The sequence below is a fragment of the Uniformispora flossi genome (assembly GCF_049534875.1).
In the GTDB taxonomy this organism is placed as follows: Bacteria; Actinomycetota; Actinomycetes; order Streptomycetales; family Streptomycetaceae; genus Yinghuangia; species Yinghuangia aomiensis.
Map to the genome: position 1 here is coordinate 301016 of NZ_JBMULZ010000005.1, position 19932 is coordinate 320947.

Genomic DNA, 19932 nt, shown 5'->3' on the forward strand with positions numbered 1-19932 from the left:
CGGTGGGCAACGACGGAATGTCGCGGCGCGGTCTGCTGGGTGCCGCCGGCGCGGCCGGGCTGCTGCTCGGCGGGGCCGGCGGCGCCGGGGTCGCGGCGGCCGTGGCGGATTCGTCCGGCGGCGGTCCCGCGCTGACCTCGCTGGGGTCGACGGCGGTGCCGTTCCACGGCGCCCGCCAGGCGGGCATCACGACGCCGCCACAGGCCCGGACCGTGCTGGCCGCCTACGACCTGGAGCCGGGCGCCGACCGGGCGAAGACCGCGGCGCTGCTGCGTCGCTGGTCGGACGCGGCCGCGCGGATGAGCCGCGGGGAACGCGCCGACGCCGACGACCAAGTGGCGCTCGACGCGGGGCCCTCGTCGCTGACCGTGACGTTCTCGTTCGGGTCCGCGCTGTTCGACAAGCTCGGCCTGGCCGACCGGCGGCCCGCCGCGCTCCAGCCCCTTCCGGCGTTCCCCGGCGAGGAGTTGGACGCGGCCCGCAGCGACGGCGACCTGCTGGTCCAGGTGTGCGCGGACGACGCGCTGGTCGGCTTCCACGCGCTGCGCACACTGCACAAGCTCGCCCAGGGCACGGCACGCCCCCGGTGGAGGATGGCCGGGTTCGCCCGGTCGCCGGGCGCGACGGCCACGCCGATGACGCACCGCAACCTCATGGGCCAGGTCGACGGCACCAAGAACCCGCGGCCGGAGGACGCGGACTTCGAGGCCAAGCTGTTCATCGCACCCACGGCGGATCCGGCGTGGGCGCGGGGCGGCTCGTACGTCGTGGTGCGGCGCATCCGCATGCTGCTCGACAGCTGGGACGGGCTGGACGTGCCCGCGCAGGAGCGGGTCATCGGGCGGCGCAAGGACACCGGGGCGCCGCTCACCGGCGGCGCGGAACGCACCGAGCCGGACTACGGACGGCGCAACGGCGACGGCACGCCGGTCATCGCGGCCAACGCGCACATCCGGGTCACCGCACCGGAGTTCAACCGCGGGGCGGCCATGCTGCGGCGCGGCTACTCGTACGACGACGGGTTCCGCCCGGACGGGACGGCGGACGCCGGTCTGCTGTTCGTCGCCTGGCAGGCGGATCCGCGGGACGGGTTCGTGCCGGTGCAGCAGAAGCTGGCCCGCGGGGACGCGCTGTCGCCGTTCATCCGGCACGAGACGAGCGGGCTGTTCGTGGCGCCGCCCGGCTGTGCGCCGGGCGGGTACGTCGGGCAGGGGCTGTTCGAGGGGTAGCGGCTACGGCTTCCCGTCCGCGGGCGGGGCGCCGGAGACCAGCCGGACGTCGCCGTACCTGCCGGCCACGATCGCGGCCTGGTTGGCGAGGCTGTCCGGGCGGGCCGTGTTCCAGTAGTCGCTGTGGCCGGCGGCGCCGTCCGTGGTGAACCGGTTGGCGCCGAACGCCGGGTCGGTGGGGGTCGTTCCGGTGACCGGGCTTGCGTACGTCAGCGCGCCGAGGCCGGGCACCGGATCGCCCTGCGCGCGGCCCACCCAGACATGGCCGGGTCCGGCGCCCAGTTGGGTGGCCCGGGTGGCGTGCACACCGGGGCTGCCGACCACGACGATGTCGTCGGCGTGCAGGCCGGAACCGGTCTGGGCGGCTTCGCCGACGACAAGGGATCCGTAGCTGTGGCCGATCACGGTGAGGTGGCCGGCGCCCGGCTCGTGCGCGGCGCGGAGTCCTCCGGTGAAGCGGCCGAGGTGCGGGGCGGCGCGTTCGGCATAGCGGGGATCGAGGGCTTGGGCGAGCCGGTCGGGGGTGTCGTAGCCGATCCAGGCGACGGCCGCCACGTCCGGGCTGCCTGTCTTGGCCTGGGCCGCGGCGCGCAGGTCGGCCACGCGCCCCAACTCGTCCCCCGCGGCGTCGAGGCCCACGCCCATGCCGGGGACGAACACGGCGGTGTGGCGCGCGTGGTCGGGATTGCCGACGGCGATGACCGCCCGTCCGCGTCCTCGGCCGCCCGCGGCGTAGTCGCCGTCGGGGGCGAAGGCGAGCAGATAGGTGGGACCCCACCGGTGGGCGGCGGACTCCAGGTGGCCGCGCAGGGTCTCGACCCCGGCGAGACGGCGGCGCAGGTCGCCGATGCGGCTCACGAGTGCGGGACCGCCGCCGTTGCGCGCTCCGGCCTGCGCCAACGCGGTCTCCGCGGCCCGCAGTTCCCGCCGGAGGCCGGCCTCGGACGCGTGCAGCAGCAAGCGGTTGGCACGATCACGCACGGTGGCGGGGAGTCCGTCGAGCTTGCCGAGCACGGCGGGGCAGCCGACCAGGAACCGTTGCCGGGCGCCGTCGTCGAGGCCTGCCCACCAGGCGCGTACGGCGTCCGGACTCGCCGCCGACGGGATGGCGCGGGCGTCGATACGGGCGAGGAGGGCGACGGCGGCGCCGTCGTCCACCGCGTCGGCCCAGCGGTCGCGCCCGGGGCGGACCGCGTCGGGGGCGAGATCGCGCAGGGCGGCCGCGAAGCGGCGGTCGGCCAGGGCGGCGGAGTCGAGCACGGTGGTGAGCGCGGCGGCGAGGCGGACGGCGTCGGCCGGATCCCCGGCAGTGGCGGTGGGACGGATGGTGCCGTCGTCGTCGACGCGGAGGCCTGCCGCGGAGGCCTCGGCCAGCAGGGACTCCCCATTCCGCCGGGCGGCGGCCAGCTCCTGGGCCGCCCGGCCGATCAGGGCCGCCACGGCCGCCGCTTCCTGCGTCGCGATGCGCAACTCGGTGTCTTGGTCGTCGAGTTGTCGGGCGGCGGCCTCGGCGTCGGCCCCTTGCCAAACGGTGGTCGTGAGAACCCCGGCGATCTCGGCCGCGGCCCGGCCGGCGGCGTTCTCCACGTCGCCGGCCAAGCGCAGCCACTGGCGAGCGGCGGCATCCAGGGTGTCGGGGCGGAGGTTCCGCAGCCAGGAAAGCGTGCCGGGGGTCATGGTCCGCTCAGCGTGCGGCGGCGTCGAACGCGGCGGCGGCGTGGCCGTCGGCCGCGGAGTCGCGGTCGGCCGTGCCCGCGAGAGCCTGTGCGGTGCGCGCGAACGTCTCGCCCACGGCGGCCAGTCGACCCTGCCAGGCGGCCGTGACCTCGGCGAGTGCGGTGGCGGTGGCGAACCCCGGGCAGGCGGCGGCGGCTTCATGGCCGGTGATGGCGATGGCGTCGGTGAGCCGGGGGAGTTCGTCGGCCAGCCGATGCGCTTCCGCGGCGGCCGTCCTCAGTACGGCAGGATCCACATGCACGGAATGCCTCCCCCTCGTGCTTCCGGCCGGTTGGTTGTGGCTCCGACTCTATGCCGAGTGCACTGCCAAATCGGCCAGTTCACGGGGGGATCGGGAATCTTCACCGATAAGGGGCATCTCCCGCAGGCGGACGAAGTAGTCCACAGAGATATCCACAGGTCGAGCGGTGATCCTCGGGAAATTATCCACAACCCTGTGGATAAAGGTCTGGCGTTTGCTGCCGAATTGCCGGAAGTCCGCGCGTCGTTGGCCGACTCAGGTGGTGACCCCTGCGGTCCGCGGCCGGGCAATGCGGCCGCGCGCGATCAGCTCGACGGTCACCGTGATCGCGGCTGCCTCCACCGCCAGCAGCGCGATCAGCACGAACAACTGCACCGCACCGGCGTTCCACGGCGAGGCGCCGCCGAGCAGCATGCCGACGAACGCGCCCGGCAGCGTGACCAGTCCGACCGTCCGGGTCTGGTCCAGCGCGGGGATCAGCGCACCCGACGCCGCGGGCCGGCAGATCTCCATCCGCGCGTCGCGGTCGAGGAACCCGAGCGACAGCGCGGCCTCGACTTCGCCGTGCCGCAGAGTGAGTTCCTCCAGTGCCCGGCGCCCGGAGAGGACGGTCGCGGTCATGGCGCCGCCGAGCTGGCTGCCCGCGATAGGGATGAGCACGAGGCCTTCGAACGGCACGATGCGGACGGCGACGAGGACGGTCAGCACCGGAATCGTGGCGACGAGGATCGGGACCGCGATCCACGGATGGTAGACGGCGCCGACGATGCGGCCGGACGCGGTGAGCACGGCGACCGCGTACATGACGGCGATGAACAGCAGGCTCGCCCACCAGTGGTCCACCACCTGCGTGATGACCACCGCGACCACGAGCAGCTGCAGCGCGGCCCGGACCCCGGCCAGCAGCACCGCCCGGCCGTGCCCGAGGTGCGCGACCGCGGTGATCGCGAAGGCCAGGAGCAGGAGGACGGCGATGGCGGCGCCGAGCGACGGGGTGACCGGGAGCTGGCCCGAGGAGGACGCCGCGGTTGTCGGGGTGGGCGCGGCGAGCGGGGAGAAGACGGAGGAAGCCATGCGGGCCGCGTCGGGAAACAGGTGGGGTTCCCAGGGCTGGTGGGGCATGGGCTGACGGTAGGGCGTCGGGGGCGGGCGCGGCAGAGGACGCGCAGGGAGGCGGCCGAGGAAGAGGCCGGAACGGTGATTCGCCCGGATGGGTGATGAACCGTCGGCTAGTGCCCTCGGAGCGAGGGCATACGCTTGCTGGCATGCCTCACTCCTCCGCCGCTTCCGGTGCCCCCCGTTGGTCCTACCTCGGGCCGGAAGGGACGTTTACCGAGGCCGCGCTGCTGACGCTGCCGGAGGCCGCGCAGGCCGAGGCGCTGCCCATGGCCTCGGTGCCGGCCGCACTCGACGCGGTGCGGCGTGGGGAGGCCGACGCGGCGGTCGTGCCGCTGGAGAACTCGGTCGAAGGCTCCGTGTCCGTCACGATCGACGAACTGGCCACCGGCGAGCCGCTCGTCATCGAGCGGGAGATCCTGCTGCCGATCTCCTTCGCCCTGCTGGTCCGGCCCGGCACCACGATGGCCGACATCAAGACCGTGTCGAGCCACGCGCACGCGCAGCCGCAGGTCCGTCGCTGGCTGGGGGCGAACCTCCCGGACGCCGAGTGGTTCTCGTCGGCCTCGAACGCGGATGCCGCCCGGCTCGTCCAGGAAGGCCGCTACGACGCCGCCCTCGCGGGCGAGTTCGCGGCCGAGCGCTACGGCCTGGTGCCGCTGGTCGCCGAGATCCACGACGTCGAGGGCGCGGTGACCCGGTTCGTGCAGGTCCGGCGGCCGGCTCCGGTATCGCCGCCGACCGGGGCGGACCGCACGTCGGTGGTGGCGTTCATCGTCGACGACCACGCGGGTGCGCTGCTGGAGATCCTCCAGGAGTTCGCGGTGCGCGGGGTCAACCTCGACCACATCCAGTCCCGCCCCACCGGGGACGGCCTCGGCCACTACTTCTTCGCGATCGAGGCCGAGGGCCACATCGCGGACGCCCGGGTCGGCGAAGCGCTCATGGGCCTGCGGCGGGTGTGCGCGGGGGTGCGGTTCCTCGGCTCGTATCCGCGGGCCGACGGCGCGCGGCCGCAGGTGCGGCGCGGCACGTCCGACGCGGAGTTCGACGACGCGGCCCGCTGGCTCGACCGGGCGCGCCGCGGGCAGAGCTGACCGGGCGCCACCGGAGGGACAAGCCGACGCGGGGAGATCAGCCGATCCCCGATCCGAGGTAGGCCAGGACGGCCAGGACGCGGCGGTGGGTGTCGTCGTCCGGCGGCAGGCCGATTCCAACGACGCGACGTCGGCTCGTCCGCGAACAGCACCTTCCGGCAGGCACGCGGATCTCGGGTATGCCCAGGCATACCCCCCTCGGACGCGACTCGCGGCGCCGGCGCTGTTGACCTTCGAGTCGGTCGAAGCCCAAAGATGGCGAGGTGCCGAATTCCGAGTTGATGCCGATCGGGGTCTTCGCCCGACGCAGCGGCCTGACCTCCAGCGCGTTGCGGTTCTACGCCGACTCCGGCCTGCTGCCCCCTGCCGAAGTCGACCCCGTCTCGGGATACCGCTACTACGGCGCCGACCAAGTGGCGCGGGCGAGCACGCTGCGTCGGCTCCGCGAGATCGCCATGCCCCTTGCCGCCGTCGAGGCGGTCCTCGACGCCGAGGCGGACGAGGCATCCCGGCTGGTCGACGAGCATGTCGCGAAGCTCGTCGGGGATACGGCGGCGGCACTCCGGAAAGCTGCCGTCCTCAGGGCCGCGTTGGGCGACGCGCCCGGTCTGCCGATTGCGGCGCTGAAGGGGCCCGTGCTGGCGGATGCGGTCGAGCAGGTCTTGGCCGCGACGGCGCACGAGCCGGGGATGCCGGTACTCGCCGGCCTGCACATCGAGGCGAACCACGAGGCGGTCGCCCTGACGGCGACCGACCGGTACCGGCTCTCGGTACGGACCCTGGTGCCGGTGGAACCGCCGGAGCAGCCGTGGGCCGGCACGGTCGACGGCGACGATCTCCGGACCGCGGTCGCCGAGCTCCGCCGGAGCGCGCTGGTCCGTCTCGAAGCGGTGCCGCACGGGATCCGGTTCCGCATGGCCGACCGGGACGACCTGCATTGCCGGTTGCTGTCCGAGGAGTTCCCCGACCATCGGCTGATGCTCGCGTCACTGGGCGAGGTCACCACGCGCGCAACGGTGCCGAAGGACCTGCTCCTGCGCGCGTTGGAAGAACTCCCGGGCGACCGTATCGCGCTGCACGTCGCCGGCCACGGAGTGAACATCCGGTCGGCGGAACGGTCGGCGGACGATGCCCACCCCGGCATCCCGCTCCCGGCCACCGTGACGGGCGAGGCCCTCCGGATCCGGTTCGCACTGACCACGCTCTATCCCGCCATGAGCACGGCGATCGGCCCCGACCTGATGCTCGACCTGAGGGGAGACGGCCAGCCCGTCACGATCCGCTCCGCCGACCGCGGCGACCTCACCACCCTGGCCATGCCCGTGAAATCCGACCACTCGAACTGAGCACGACGAGGAGCATCCGTGACCACCGCATCTGCCGGTCCCGACCCGACCATGGAAGCCATCGGCCAAGCCGTCGCGGAGGGTCGAACCGGTGACCGTGCTTCCGCCCGCCGGAAGCTCCTGAGCCTGTGGTCGGCGATCGGCGTCACCGGCGACCCGCTCCATCGCTGCTCCCTGGCCCACTACCTGGCGGATCTCCACGAGGATCCCGCCCAGGCCCTCGCTTGGGACATCCGGGCCTTGGACGCTGCCGACGCCATGACCGAGCAGCGCGTCCAAGAGCACCACGGCAGCCTGCGCATCGCAGGCTTCTACCCGTCCCTCCACCTCAACCTCGCCGACAACTACCGCCGGCTGGGTTCCTTCGAAGCCGCCGCCGAGCACATCGACGCGGCCGGAGCACACGCCCCCGGCCTTGCCCGGGATTCGTACGGTGACCTGATGCGGGGCGCCATCCACGAGGTCGGCGAAGCGATCGCCCGGCAGGACCGCACCCGGCGGGTCTCGGCACCCGGTTCCGCCGGCGGTTCCGCTGGTTACGCCGGGAAGTCGAAGCTGTAGCCCTGGTTCACCAGCCACGGCAGGAGCCGGGCCAGGACCGCGACGCTCTGCGAGCGGTCGCCGCCGGCGTCGTGCATGAGGATCACGCCGCCGGGGCGGAGTTCGCTCTTGATGGTGGCGAGGATGGTGTCCACGCCGCCGCGTTCCCAGTCGCGGCTGTCCACCGACCAGTCGAGCGGCTTCATGCCGTACGACGCGGCGGTCTGCTTGATCGTCGTCGACCAGCCGCCGCCGGGGGCGCGGAACCACGGGATCTCGGCGCCGGGGACGGCCGCCAGGATGGCGTCGCGAGCGCTGCCGATCTCGCGGCGGACGTCGGCGGCGGGCAGCCGGGCCAGCTTCTCGTCGTGGGTCTCGGTGTGGTCGCAGAGGCGGTGCCCCTTGGCGACGATCCTGCGCACCAGGTTCGGGTATTCGCGCGCTTGTTCGCCGACGATGCAGAACGTCGCCTTGACGTCGTACTGATCGAGCAGCGCGAGGACCTTGGGCGTCCAGACCGGGCTGGGGCCGTCGTCGAACGTCAGCGCGACGTTGCGGCCGTCGGCGGCGGTGTGCCGAACCACGCTCTGGGACACCGGGACCTGGGACGGCGAGGTCGTCCGGGGCGCCGGGGCCTGGGTCGACGGGGCCTGAGTCGACGGACTCGGGGACGCCGTCGCCTGGGGCGCCGTCGTCCGGGGTGTCGGCGCCGCGGGCGCGCCTGCCGACGGTCCGGCGCCGGGCGCCGTCGTGTCCGGGCCGCCGCGGCCGAGGTGCGGGTCGGGAGCGGCCTGCGGGCCGGGGGCGTTGGGGGTCGGAGGCCGGGACCCGTGGTTCGCGTGCGTCTGGCCGGCGCCGCCCGAAGCACAGCCGGCCGCGGTCAACGCGAGCACCGCGGCGGCGGCCACCGTGATCCGGACACGCTTCCCCCGGGCTGCGCGGGCTTCTCGGACATGCGGCACCACAGGCCTCCTCGGGGGTCGGGGGAACGGCCGGCTCGGACGAACCGACGTCCACCGTCGCACACCAAAAAGGCAAAAGGTGCGATATTCACACGAATGCTCCGCGGAGTTGACGAGCTGTTTGCCCGCCCGGAGACCCCGCCGACGCCCGGGACTTGGCCCCCGCCCCGGGGCGCCGAGAACGCAAACGCCCAGCGTGTCCGGGACTCCGACGGCCGACGAGGCAGCCGCCCACACGGCGGCGGAGGCCGGGTCCCGGAGCGGCTCCGGCGCGGACGGCGGCGTGGCGGAGATCACCCCCGCCCGGTGCCACGACCACGCGAAAAGCCGGCCCGGGCACGTCGGCGGCGACGACCGCGCGACCGGAAACCGCCCGGCGACCCCGGCGGTCCCGCCGCGCGGCCGTCCCGCGACGCCACGTGACCGCTCAGGTCGCCGCCGGTGCCGACGAACTCGCCGCCGGGTTCCCCGGCTCCGGGGCGAACTCCGGCGGCGCCGCCGGGAACGGCTCGGCCCGCGACTCCGGCCGCAGCGCCACCACGCCGTCCGGGACCCGGACGGTCAGCACGCCGGGCCGGACGTGCACCGCCAGCCGGGTGCCGGGGCCGATCGGGTCGCCGTCGAGTTCGCGCGGTTCCGGGCGGGCGGTCTCCACCTCGACCTTGCGGCCGGTGAAGTGCTCGATCGGCCGGCGGCGGAGCTGCCGGTCCGGGGCGTGGGGTTCGTCGCGGCGTCGCCGGCCGACGACGCGGAGGGTCGCGTGCGCCCAGCCGGTCATGCCGTACGGCGCGAACACCACGACGTCGAGCATGCCGTCGTCGGGCTCCGCGCCGGGCAGCAGCTGCATGCCCGCCTGGAGGGCGCCCACGTTGCCGACCAGCACCATGCGGGCCCGGCGGGTGATCGGCGGGCCGTCGTCGATGCGCAGCGTGACCCGCATGCGGGCGTCGCGGAGATGCCGGGTCGCGGAGACCGCGTAGGCGGGCCAGCCGACCTTCTTCTTGAGCGCGTCGGGGGCGTCAGCGACCATCGCGGCGTCCAGGCCGATGCCGGCCATCGCCGTGAAGTGCCGGATCTCGCCACCGGGCTCGTCGGGGTCGATGGCGCCCAGGTCGATCGCCCGGTCACGGCCGTGCACCGCCACGTGCACGGCGTCGGCCAGGTCGATCGGGAGGCCGAGGTTGCGGGCCAGCAGGTTGCCGGTGCCGGACGGCACGACCGCCAGCGGCACACCGGTGCCCGCCAACGCGCCCGCGCACTCGCGGACCGTGCCGTCGCCGCCCGCCACCACGACCAGGTCGACGCCCTCCGCGACCGCCGTGCGGGTGACGCCCGCACCGGGGTCCTCGACGGTGGTTTCCAGCCACAGCGGCGGCGCCCAGCCGGCCTCGGCCATGATCTTGTCGATGCGGGCGCGGTCGTCCGCCGAGTCCAGCTTGATCGGGTTGACCACGAGCGCGGCCCGCGGCACGTGCCCGTCGCCGGTGTGCCGCAGGTTGCCGCCCGGGCCGCCCCAGACGGAACGCGGCGAGAGCACCGCCGAATTCATGATCGCCAGCGCGGCGGCGGCGGACGCGATCGCGGCGATGACGTCGGTCGGGTGGCTGTCGCCGCGGTAGACGCGGGCGAGGCCGACGGCGACCGGCACCAGCAGGCACAGCACCCGCCACACCCAGCGGCCGACCCGGCCGCCGATGCGCGCGGACAGCAGGATCGCGATGCCGCCGTACAGCGCGAGCGCGGCGCCGGTGTTGCCCGACGGATAGCTGCCGTGCCCCGGCAGGTCGTCGAGCGGCACCACGTCCGGCCGGTCGCGTTCCACGAAGATCCGGGCGAGCACGAAGATCAGGGTCTGCGCGGCAACCGCGCCGACCAGGAACAGCGGCGCGCGCCACGACCGGTAGGCGGCGAACGCCAGCGCCGCCGCGGCGATGGTGACCGCGGTCACGGCGCCCCAGCCCGACAGCGCGGACAGCACGTCGGACACCGCGTCCCAGCCGCCGGAGCGGTGCGCTTCGAACGTCCGCTCCAGATCGTCCTCGCCGGAAATCGGCCACACGCCGTCGAGGACGCGCGTCACCAGGAGACCGAGTCCGATGACCGCCAAGGCCGTCGCCACCACTGGCAGGGCGATCCGTCGCAGGAACCGTCCTGCTTCCGTGAGCATGGTCGCAATTCTTACCCAGACGAGCGGCCCGTCGGACGCGGCGTGTCCAACCCCGCATCCCCGCCCCGAGTGATCTGCGCCTCGCCGTCGTCCGCGGGACCGTCCTCGGGACCGTCCTCGGGGTCGTCCGAAGGGGCGCTTGAGGGGTCCTCCGGCTCGGTGCCCGCGGGGTCCCACAGCGCGGCGATCGCGGCCCACAGCACGACCGCGACGACGACGCCGAGCGCCCACCCCGCGACCACGTCGCTGAGGAAGTGGACGCCGAGCGCCATTCGCGTGAACCCGACCCCGAGCACGGACACCACGGCCACGATCCACAGCACCGGGCGGACCCGCCGCGGCACGACCGGCAGCAGCGCCGCCAGCAGCACCACGCAGCCGAGCATCCCGTTGAGCGCGTGCCCGGACGGGAACGACCAGCCCGGCGCGTCCGCCACCGGATCGGTGAACATCGGCCGGTCGCGCGCCACGGCCACCTTCACCAGGGTCCCGGTGAGCCCGCCGATGATCATGACCGCCGCGGTCCACACCGCCGTGCGGCGGCGGCCCTGCCACCACAGCAGGACCGCGGAGACCGCCGCGAGCGCGCGGAAATCCCACGGGTCCCAGACCCATCCGGTGAGGAACGCCAGCGTGCGCCGCCACCCGGGATGGCCGACCACCCAGGTGTGCAGATCGGCGGCCACCCGGGCGTCGGCCCGGTGCAGCGGCTCCCACCCCGCGGCCACCATGACGAGCAGCACGACGAAGACGCCGGCCGCGACGAGCGCGCACGCGGCGGCCCGTGGGCGCGAAGAGAGGGAGTGCACACCCCTTTGATACCTCGTCGATCGCCGGAAGGTCAGGAAAAAGAGTGGTGAGTCACCGGTACTCTGGTCCGCGTGATCGACCTGCGACTGCTCCGTGAGGACCCCGACCGCGTCCGTGCCTCGCAGCGTGCCCGCGGCGAGGACGAGACGATCGTCGACCGCCTGCTGGCCGCGGACGAGCGCCGCCGGTCGTCGGCGGTGCGCTTCGACCAGCTTCGGTCGGAGCAGAAGGCGTTCGGCAAGCAGGTCTCGAAGGCCAAGGGCGACGAGCGGGCCGCACTGCTGGAGCGCGCGCAGGCACTGGCCGCCGAGGTCAAGACCGCCGACGCCGAACAGGACGAGGCCGCCGCGGAAGCGCAGCGCCTGCTCCAGGAACTCTCCAACGTCGTCGAGGACGGCGTCCCGCCCGGCGGCGAGGACGACTTCGTGACGCTGGAGGAGATCGGCACCCCCCGCGACTTCGCGGCCGAGGGCTTCGAGCCCAAGGACCACGTCGAGCTGGGGAAGATCCTCGGCGCGATCGACGTCGAGCGGGCCGCGAAGGTCTCCGGATCGCGGTTCTACTACCTGACCGGTGTCGGCGCGCTGCTCGAGCTGGCGCTGGTCAACATGGCGATGGCGCAGGCCACCGCCGCCGGGTTCACCCCGATGATCACGCCCGCGCTGGTCCGCCCGAAGGCGATGGAGGGCACCGGCTTCCTCGGTCAGGCCGCGGAGAACGTGTTCTACCTGGAGAAGGACGACTTCTACCTGGTCGGCACCGCCGAGGTCCCGCTCGGCGCGTACCACATGGACGAAATCCTCGACGCGAAGCAGCTCCCGCTGCGCTACGCCGGGTTCTCGCCGTGCTTCCGCCGCGAGGCCGGCACGTACGGCAAGGACACCCGCGGCATCATCCGCGTCCACCAGTTCGACAAGGTGGAGATGTTCACCTTCACCGCGCCCGAGGACGCGCACGCCGAGCACCGGCGGCTCCTCGCGTGGGAGAAGGAGTTCCTCACCGCCCTGGAGCTCCCGTTCCGGGTCATCGACACCGCCGCGGGCGACCTCGGCTCGTCGGCCGCGCGCAAGTTCGACTGTGAGGCGTGGATCCCGACGCAGGGCAAGTACCGCGAGGTCACGTCCACGTCGAACTGCACCGAGTTCCAGGCCCGCCGCCTCGCCGTGCGGATGCGCGACGAGAACGGCACGCGCCCGCTGGCCACCCTCAACGGCACGCTGTGCGCGGTCCCGCGGACCATCGTGGCGATCCTGGAGAACCACCAGCAGCCGGACGGCTCGGTGCGCGTTCCGGCCGCGCTGCGCCCGTTCCTCGGCGGCCGCGAAGTGCTGGAGCCGGTGGGCGCCGCGTGAGCTTCCGGCTCGTCGCGACGGACCTCGACGGCACACTCCTCACCGAAGACCAGCGGATAACGGAACGCACGCGCGCGGCCCTGGCCGCCGCGGGCGCCGCGGGCGCGCACCACGTGATCGTCACCGGCCGCGCGGTGTCCTGGTCGCGGCCGGTGTTCGCGGCGCTCGGCTACGACGGTCTCGCGGTGTGCTCGCAAGGCGCGCAGGTCTACCACGCGGGCGAGGACCGGATCCTGACCTCGGTCACCCTCGACCGACAGGTCGCCCGGCTCGCGATCGAGAAGCTGTGGGCCGACCTGGGTCCGGTGGCGGCCGCGGTGAGCCGGGCGGGCATCGACGGCGCGGTCGTCGTGGAGCCCTCCTACCGCTACTCGCTCCCGCTGCCGGTGCACACGGCCGAGGACCGCGAAGAGCTGTGGGCGGAGCCGATCCTCAAGGCCTACGTCCAGCAGCGCGATCTCGGCGACGACGAACTCGCGGCGCGGGCCCGGCAGATCTGCGACGGCCTGGTCGACGTCACGCACGCCGGTCCCGGCATCGTCGAACTGCTGCCCGTCGGACTGAGCAAGTCGGTCGGCCTGTCGCTGGTCGCGCGCCGTCTCGGCGCCAAGGCCGCGGACACGGTCGCCTTCGGCGACATGCCCAACGACGTCAGCATGCTGCGCTGGGCGGGGCACGGCGTGGCCATGGCCAACGCCCATCCGGACCTCAAGGCGGTCGCCGACGAGATCACCGCGTCGAACGCCGAGGACGGCGTCGCGGTGGTGCTGGAGCGGCTGTTCCCGCAGGCCGGCTGACCCGCGGCCGGCCCGCGGGCCGGCAGCCCGGCCGCTACAGCGCCCGGACCTGCGGCAGTCCTTCGGTCACGATGCGCTCGAACGCGGCTTCGTCGGTGCCGAAGACGGTGCCCGGCACCGGCAGGTGGACGGCGATCTCGGTCATGCCGACGGCCGCATACCGGCCCGCGTAGTCGACGAACGCGTCGACCGAGTCGAGCGCGCGTTCCCCGGTCGACCCGTTCAGCAGGATCCGGCCGTAGCCGCTCGGGTCGCGGCCCTCGGCGGCGCACGCCTCGTCGAAGCGGCGGGCCTGGTCGCGGATCGCCGCGGTGTACTCGGCCTCGGTGCGCCCCTCGAGCTGCTTCGGGTCGCCGAACGTCACCCACGCCTGCCCGAGGCGCGCCGCCAGCCGCAGGCCGCGCGGCCCGGTGGCGGCGACCGCGAACGGCACCCGCGGCCGCTGCACGCAGCCGGGGATCATGCGGGCCTCGTCGGCGGCGTAGTAGCGGCCGCGGAACGTGGTGTCCGGCTGCGTCAGCAGCAGGTCGGCGAGTTCCAGGAACTCCTCGAAGCGGTCCTGCCGCTCCTTGGGCGTCCACGGCTCCTGCCCGAGCGTGGTGGCGTCGAAGCCGGTGCCGCCCGCGCCGATGCCGAGGGTGAACCGGCCGCCGGACACGTCGTCGACGGTCATGACGTCCTTGGCGAAGGTGACCGGTTCGCGGAAGTTCGGCGACGACACCAGGGTGCCGAGCCGGATCCGGGAGGTGACCGCCGCGGCCGCCGTCAGCGTCGGCACCGATCCGAACCACGGCTCGTCGCGGAAGCTGCGCCAGGACAGGTGGTCGTAGGTCCAGGCCGCGTCGAAGCCGGCCTGCTCGGCGTCGCGCCAGCGCGCGGAGGCCTCGGTCCAGCGGTAGATCGGGAGGATGACGACACCGACTCGCATGGTCCCCGACCCTAACCGAACGCGGGCGGCACCTCGCGCCGGACGATACGTGGCCAGTACACCGAAAGATCCCGGACAATCCCGAACACGTCGATGCGGCGTTCCGCACCGAACCGGTCTGACTTTCCCGGATCGGCTGAGCGAGGATGTACGCGTGACTGCCACTCCGCGCCCCCGTCTCGTCGCCACCGATCTGGACGGCACCATCGTCCGCAGCGACGGCACCATCTCGGCGCGCACCCTCGCCGCCCTGGACGCCGTCGAAGCCGCCGGGACCGACGTGGTCTTCGTGACCGGCCGCCCGCCGCGCTGGATGGACAAGGTCGCCGCCGTGACCGGCCACCACGGCCTGGCCATCTGCGGCAACGGGGCGGTCGTCTACGACCTGCGCAGCGAACGCATCGTCGACACGCACCCGATGGACGTCACCGCGGCCCGCAAGGTCGCCGCGCTGATCAAGGCGGCCGTCCCCGACGTGTGCTTCGCCGTGGAAACCCCGACGGGCTTCTCGCACGAACCCGCCTATCCGCCGCAGGAGCGCGACGTGTCGGTCGTGCACGGCATCGCCCCGGTCGAGGAGCTGCTGGAGGGGCCGGTGCCGGTCCTCAAGCTGCTCGCCCGCCACGACTCCCTTGCTCCGGACGAGTTCCTGACCCGCACGCGCGCCGCCGCCGGGGACTACGCCGAGTTCACCCACTCGTCGAAGATCGCCCTGGTGGAGATCAGCGCGCTCGGCGTCAGCAAGGCCACCACGCTGGCCTGGTACGCGACCCGGCGCGGCATCACCGCGGACGAGGTCGTGGCGTTCGGCGACATGCCCAACGACCTGCCGATGCTGGCCTGGGCCGGGCAGCCGTACGCGGTCGCCAACGCGCACCCGCAGATCCTCGCCGCGGTGCCGAACCACACCGCGAGCAACGACGACGACGGCGTCGCGCAGATCCTGGAGAAGCTCTTCCCGTAATCCTCCCGTTTGGTCACTCTGTGTTGCATAGAATTACTCTATGCACCCAGGCCGATCGCCCCTGGCCGCCTTGCTGCGCGCTTACCCGGTCGGCAGCCCGGTCGCGTTCCGGCCGGTCGCCGAGGGCCTGCTGAACCGCGGCTACCAGGTGACCACGAGCGACGGCCGCTGGTTCCTCAAGCACTACCTCGACCAGGCGCCCGGCACGATCGCCTTCCAGCACCGGGCCACCGCGCTCCTGCGCGGCGCCGGGATCCCCGCGGTCGCCCCGCTCCGGGACCGGGACGGCCACACGGTGCACCGGATCGGCGGACGGTGGTTCGCGCTGTTCCCGTGGGTCGACGGCCGGCACCGCGGCGGCCACGACCTCGCGCCCGCGGAATGCGCCACCCTCGGCGGACTCCTCGGCACCGTGCACGCGACGCTCCTGCGCACCCTGCCGCCCGTGCAGCAGCCGGCCTTCACGCGCTCCGCGGACGCCGCCGAGTCGATGGCGGTCGCCCGCCGCCTGCTGGCCGGCATAGCCGACCGGCAGGTCCGCGAACCGTTCGACGACCTCGCCGAACACCGCCTGATCGAACGCCTGCGCATGCTCCGCCGCCACGCGCACCACCGCCCGGCCGACGGCGACGCCCCACGCACCGGCTACGTGCACGGCGACTTCCACCCGCTCAACCTGCTGTACGTGGACGGCGCTCCGGCCGCGATCGTCGACTGGGACCGGCTGGCCGCACTGCCGGACACCGAGGAAACCGTGCGCGCCGCCCTGCTGTTCTTCACCGGCTCGGCCACCGGAACGCTCGATCTGCCGCGCGTGCGCACCTTCATGCACGCCTACCGCGCGGTCGCCGACCCGGGGCGCACGCAACTGACCCTCGCGGTGCGCCGGTTGTGGTGGGAGCGGCTCAACGACTTCTGGATGCTGACCCGCCACTACGTGGAACGCGACCACCGCTCCGACCCGTTGTTCCCGGCGTCGGCCGCACTGATCGTGTGGTGGACGCGGCACTGGGACGAGGTGCTGGAGGCGTTCGTGGAATAGCCGCGGTCGGCGGCCATTCCACGAACGGGTGCCGTCAGTTGCCGCTGGAGGCGGTACTCGTCGGCGTCGGTTCCTTCGTCGTGGGCTGGGGCGGCGGCGACGACTTCGACGTCGCCGTGTTGGTCGGCGCGGTCGTCGTCTGCGTCGGCTTCGTGGTCGCCGTGGCCGTCGGCGCCTGCGTCGTCGCCTGCTGCGAGGGCGGCGTCGTCCGTCCGGTCGGGTTGCGCGTCGGCTGGGTCGGCTCGGTGTCCTCGCCTTGCGGCAGCTGCTGCGCGCCGCCCGTCGGGGTGGGCGTCTGCGGCGCCGTGGCCGTGGGCGTGCCCCGGTCGGTGTTCTCGGTGCCGTCCGGCTTGTCGCCCTTGCCGAGCGTCAGCACCAGGGCGGTCACCCCGGCGATCAGCGCGACGACGACCACGCCGACGACCACGAAGAAGCCCGGGCCGCGCTGCCGCCGCTCGTGCTCCTCCACCGCCGGGAACGCGCCGGTCCGGCCGTCCGACGCGACGCCCCGCGGCGGCTGCGGCACCGCGGTGGTGGCGCGCATGTCGTCGCCGACCGGCGCCCCCAGCCGTGCGGTCGGCGCGCCCGCCGACCACTGGCCGAGCTGCTCGGTCGGCGCGTTGGATCCGCGGACGGGCGGCGGCGTGACCCGGACGGTCTGTCCGGCCAGCGCGCGCCGGATGTCCAGCCGCATCTCCTCGGCGGTCTGGTAGCGGTCGTCCGGGCTCTTCGCGAGCGCCTTCAAGGCGATCGCGTCCAGGTGCGCCGGGACCCGCGCATCGTGCGCGGACGGCGGCCGCGGATCGTCCTGCACGTGCTGGTAGACCACCGACAGCGGCGTGTCGCCGTTGAACGGGGGCCGCAGTGCCAGCAGTTCGTACAGCAGGCAGCCGCTCGAATACAGGTCGCTGCGCGCGTCGACGGTCCGGCCGAGCGCCTGCTCGGGCGACAGATACTGCGGCGTGCCCATCACCATGCCGGTCTGCGTCATGGTGGTCGCCGCACTGTGCATCGCCCGCGCGATGCCGAAGTCCATCACCTTCACCGCGCCGGAGTCCGTGATGATCACGTTCGCGGGCTTGATGTCGCGGTGGATGATGCCGTTCCGGTGGCTGTACTCCAGCGCTTCCAGCACGCCTTCGGTGATCCGCAGCGCCTGCTCCTGCGGGATCGGGTTGCCCTCGGTCAGCAGCTCGCGGACCGTGCGGCCCTCGACGCACTCCATGACGATGAACGGCACGAGTTCGCCGCCGATCCGGTCCTCGCCCGTGTCGTACACCGAGACGATCGCGGGGTGGTTGAGCGACGCGGCGTTCTGCGCCTCGCGGCCGAACCGCGACCGGGCGACCGCGTCCTGCGCCAGATCGGCACGCAGCGTCTTGACCGCGACGGTGCGGCCGAGCCGCACGTCGTGCGCCATGCTGACCTCGGCCATGCCGCCCCGGCCCAGCAAACGCCCGAGTTCGTAGCGGCCCGAGCCGACGGTCTTGCCCATGGTCCCGGAATTGTCGTCGTCCGGGCGCTGCGGCTGACCCATCACTCCTCGCAGTCCGTCTCGTCACGGTCCGCCGGGCACGGACTCGCTCGTCCCAACGATCGCCGGGCCGCAAAGGCACGCCGGATCCCGGCCCCGTGCGCACATGGCATTGTCCCGCAATCCGGTATCCGAGTCACCGTACCGGCCGCGTGTGCGCGGCATCGGGGAATGGCCGCCATACGCAGGAGATCTACCTCACCGATCTTGGTCGCCGGTCGGTTGCGGCGGTCTCCACGCCGAACCCGGGCGGCAAGGATAACCCGTTTCCCGATTCACCCGACCATCCACGCGATGACGGCGAGCGCCACGCACAGCACCACGGCGGCCGCGACCACCGCGCTCGTCCCCGGCCCGCCGCGGGCCGCGGCGGCCCCGGATCCGCCCGCACCCGCGGCTTCCGCACGCCGGGAACGGGTCCGGCGCGCCGGGCGCTCCGGGCCGCGCCGAGGCCTATCCCCGCCGCCCCCGGCGGCGCCGGCACGGCGCCGCCGCCCGCCCCGCCCCGCGGGACCCGCCGCCCCCGGACCTGACGTCTCGTCAGGGATGATCCGTGCCACGGCGGACCGCATCTCCGCCGCGGAACCGAAGCGCAACTGCGGGTCCTTCCGCAGCGCATGCAGCACCAGGTCGTCGACCGCGCCGGGCACGTCCTGCCGCACGGCCGTCGGCGGCAGCGGCTCGTCCCGCACATGCTTGTACGCCACGGCGATCGCGTTCTCTCCGTCGAACGGCACATTGCCGACCAGGAGTTCGTACAGCAGACAGCCGACCGAATACACGTCGCTGCGCGGCGTCGCGGGGTGCCCGAGGGCCTGCTCGGGCGAGAAGTACTGCGGGGTGCCCATGATGTGCCCGGCGGCGGTGAGAGCCCCGCCGCCGGCATGCACGGTGCGCGCGATCCCGAAGTCCATGACCTTGACCGTGCCATCCGCGGTGACCATGACGTTCACCGGCTTGATGTCGCGGTGCACGATGCCGCAGCCGTGGCTGTACTCCAGCGCGTCCAGAACGTGCGCGGCGATCCGCAGGGCGCGGCGCCATTCCAGCGGCCCGTCGTGCCGCAGCAGGGCGCGCAGCGTGACGCCGTCGACGAGTTCCATGACGATCCACGGCACCGGCCCGGCCGGGCCCGGGTCCTCGCCGGTGTCGTAGACCTGCACGATCGCCGGGTGGTTGAGCGACGCCGCGTGGTGCGCTTCGCGGGCGAACCGGGAGCGGGCGACGCCGTCTTCGGCGAGTTCCGGCCGCAGCCGCTTTACGGCCACGATGCGGTCCAGCGCGAGGTCGTGCGCCTCGTGCACGACGGCCATGCCGCCGCCGCCTATGCGCCGGAGGGTGCGGTAGCGGCCGCGGCCGAAGACCGAGCCGGCGAACTCGTCATGTGTGTCGTGCACCATCCGCGCCCCCGTGGTGCAGCGTCGTGGTGGCAGGTGCGGCGCTTGGGGGCGCCGCACCTGCCGTGGTCGTGGCCGTACCCGAGTGCGGTCGGCCTGGCCGGTGGGCCGCCTACAGGTACGGTCCCGCGGTCCCGCCGGCCTCGCCGGGGCGGCCGGGCATCGCACCGGGCGGCAGGGCGCGGCGCATGGTCTCCAACTGGGCGCGTGCCGCCATCTGCTGCGCGAAGAGCGCGGTCTGGATGCCGTGGAACAGTCCTTCGAGCCAGCCGACCAGCTGGGCCTGCGCAATGCGGAGTTCGGCCTCGGTGGGCACGTTCTCGTCGTTGAACGGCAGGGTGAGGCGCTCGAGTTCCTCGACCAGTTCGGGCGCGAGGCCCTTCTCCAGCTCCTTGATCGAGCCCTTGTGGATCTCCGCGAGGCGGACCCGGCTGGCCTCGTCGAGAGGCGCCGCGCGCACTTCCTCGAGGAGCTGCTTGATCATGCTGCCGATGCGCATGACCTTCGCGGGCTGCTCGACCATGTCGGTGATGCCGGCTTCGCCGTTCAACACGCCTTCGGCGCCGGGTTCGCCGCCGACCGCCATGCCGTCGGGACCCACGATCACGACGTGGGGGTTCTCGTCCTGAGCTTCGCTGTTCGGCATGTTCATGTGCCCATCCTCTCCCCTCGG

At 73.6% G+C, this 19932-nt stretch carries 18 protein-coding genes; 8 read left to right on the forward strand and 10 right to left on the reverse strand.

Annotated features, from left to right (window positions below; genetic code table 11):
* Window positions 1–2 precede the first annotated feature (2 nt).
* Window positions 3–1229 carry an iron uptake transporter deferrochelatase/peroxidase subunit gene (gene efeB, locus ACPA54_RS14005; protein ID WP_423529469.1) on the forward strand — a complete coding sequence of 409 codons (1227 nt, stop codon included), beginning with the start codon at window positions 3–5 and terminating at the stop codon, window positions 1227–1229.
* Window positions 1230–1232: 3 nt separating this feature from the next.
* On the opposite strand, the gene ACPA54_RS14010 is transcribed toward efeB, so the two are convergent.
* The 3 genes from ACPA54_RS14010 to ACPA54_RS14020 all read right to left on the reverse strand — a co-directional run bounded on the left by ACPA54_RS14010 (window position 1233) and on the right by ACPA54_RS14020 (window position 4329).
* A complete protein-coding gene (locus tag ACPA54_RS14010) occupies window positions 1233–2906 on the reverse strand; it encodes an alpha/beta hydrolase (RefSeq protein ID WP_423529471.1) in 1674 nt (557 codons plus the stop codon).
* A 7-nt stretch (window positions 2907–2913) separates the two neighbouring features.
* Entirely contained in the window at window positions 2914–3207 is a 294-nt protein-coding gene (locus tag ACPA54_RS14015; RefSeq protein WP_423529473.1) for a hypothetical protein, read from the reverse strand.
* A gap of 255 nt (window positions 3208–3462) precedes the next feature.
* The gene (locus ACPA54_RS14020) at window positions 3463–4329 is read right to left on the reverse strand and encodes an ABC transporter permease (protein ID WP_423529475.1); all 867 of its coding nucleotides are present in this window, start codon (window positions 4327–4329) and stop codon (window positions 3463–3465) included.
* A gap of 143 nt (window positions 4330–4472) precedes the next feature.
* Here ACPA54_RS14020 and pheA point away from each other — a divergent pair, with 143 nt between their 5' ends.
* The 3 genes from pheA to ACPA54_RS14035 all read left to right on the forward strand — a co-directional run bounded on the left by pheA (window position 4473) and on the right by ACPA54_RS14035 (window position 7327).
* Complete coding sequence (gene pheA, locus ACPA54_RS14025) at window positions 4473–5420, forward strand: prephenate dehydratase (RefSeq protein ID WP_423529477.1); 948 nt, start codon at window positions 4473–4475, stop codon at window positions 5418–5420.
* A 263-nt stretch (window positions 5421–5683) separates the two neighbouring features.
* Window positions 5684–6766 carry a DNA polymerase III subunit beta family protein gene (locus tag ACPA54_RS14030; protein ID WP_423529479.1) on the forward strand — a complete coding sequence of 361 codons (1083 nt, stop codon included), beginning with the start codon at window positions 5684–5686 and terminating at the stop codon, window positions 6764–6766.
* Window positions 6767–6817: 51 nt separating this feature from the next.
* The gene (locus ACPA54_RS14035) at window positions 6818–7327 is read left to right on the forward strand and encodes a hypothetical protein (protein WP_423529865.1); all 510 of its coding nucleotides are present in this window, start codon (window positions 6818–6820) and stop codon (window positions 7325–7327) included.
* Here the strand turns inward: ACPA54_RS14035 and ACPA54_RS14040 are convergent.
* The 3 genes from ACPA54_RS14040 to ACPA54_RS14050 all read right to left on the reverse strand — a co-directional run bounded on the left by ACPA54_RS14040 (window position 7303) and on the right by ACPA54_RS14050 (window position 11244).
* Window positions 7303–7890: a polysaccharide deacetylase family protein gene (locus tag ACPA54_RS14040; RefSeq protein ID WP_423529480.1), complete on the reverse strand. Its 588-nt coding sequence runs from the start codon at window positions 7888–7890 to the stop codon at window positions 7303–7305. The genes ACPA54_RS14035 and ACPA54_RS14040 overlap by 25 nt on opposite strands.
* An 805-nt stretch (window positions 7891–8695) precedes the next feature.
* A complete protein-coding gene (locus ACPA54_RS14045) occupies window positions 8696–10435 on the reverse strand; it encodes a bifunctional phosphatase PAP2/diacylglycerol kinase family protein (protein WP_423529482.1) in 1740 nt (579 codons plus the stop codon).
* An 11-nt stretch (window positions 10436–10446) separates the two neighbouring features.
* Window positions 10447–11244 carry a phosphatase PAP2 family protein gene (locus ACPA54_RS14050; RefSeq protein ID WP_423529484.1) on the reverse strand — a complete coding sequence of 266 codons (798 nt, stop codon included), beginning with the start codon at window positions 11242–11244 and terminating at the stop codon, window positions 10447–10449.
* 72 nt (window positions 11245–11316) lie between these two features.
* Between ACPA54_RS14050 and serS the strand changes: the two genes are divergently transcribed.
* Window positions 11317–12597, forward strand: coding sequence for a serine--tRNA ligase (gene serS / locus ACPA54_RS14055; RefSeq protein ID WP_423529486.1), 1281 nt, complete (start codon window positions 11317–11319; stop codon window positions 12595–12597).
* Window positions 12594–13394 carry an HAD family hydrolase gene (locus tag ACPA54_RS14060; protein WP_423529487.1) on the forward strand — a complete coding sequence of 267 codons (801 nt, stop codon included), beginning with the start codon at window positions 12594–12596 and terminating at the stop codon, window positions 13392–13394. Before serS ends, ACPA54_RS14060 begins: the two co-directional genes overlap by 4 nt.
* A gap of 34 nt (window positions 13395–13428) precedes the next feature.
* Here the strand turns inward: ACPA54_RS14060 and ACPA54_RS14065 are convergent, their stop codons facing one another.
* A complete protein-coding gene (locus tag ACPA54_RS14065; protein ID WP_423529489.1) occupies window positions 13429–14322 on the reverse strand; it encodes an LLM class flavin-dependent oxidoreductase in 894 nt (297 codons plus the stop codon).
* A gap of 154 nt (window positions 14323–14476) precedes the next feature.
* Between ACPA54_RS14065 and ACPA54_RS14070 the strand changes: the two genes are divergently transcribed.
* Window positions 14477–15286: a Cof-type HAD-IIB family hydrolase gene (locus ACPA54_RS14070; protein ID WP_423529491.1), complete on the forward strand. Its 810-nt coding sequence runs from the start codon at window positions 14477–14479 to the stop codon at window positions 15284–15286.
* Window positions 15287–15326: 40 nt separating this feature from the next.
* Window positions 15327–16328 carry a phosphotransferase enzyme family protein gene (locus ACPA54_RS14075; protein ID WP_423529493.1) on the forward strand — a complete coding sequence of 334 codons (1002 nt, stop codon included), beginning with the start codon at window positions 15327–15329 and terminating at the stop codon, window positions 16326–16328.
* Between the two features lie 34 nt (window positions 16329–16362).
* Here ACPA54_RS14075 and ACPA54_RS14080 read toward each other — a convergent pair whose 3' ends face one another.
* The 3 genes from ACPA54_RS14080 to ACPA54_RS14090 form a co-directional block, all read right to left on the reverse strand.
* On the reverse strand, window positions 16363–17865 hold the full coding sequence (locus ACPA54_RS14080) for a protein kinase domain-containing protein (RefSeq protein WP_423529494.1): 1503 nt from the start codon (window positions 17863–17865) through the stop codon (window positions 16363–16365).
* Window positions 17866–18137: 272 nt separating this feature from the next.
* A complete protein-coding gene (locus tag ACPA54_RS14085; protein WP_423529496.1) occupies window positions 18138–19262 on the reverse strand; it encodes a protein kinase domain-containing protein in 1125 nt (374 codons plus the stop codon).
* Between the two features lie 109 nt (window positions 19263–19371).
* Complete coding sequence (locus tag ACPA54_RS14090; protein ID WP_423529498.1) at window positions 19372–19911, reverse strand: bacterial proteasome activator family protein; 540 nt, start codon at window positions 19909–19911, stop codon at window positions 19372–19374.
* Between the last annotated feature and the right edge of the window lie 21 nt (window positions 19912–19932).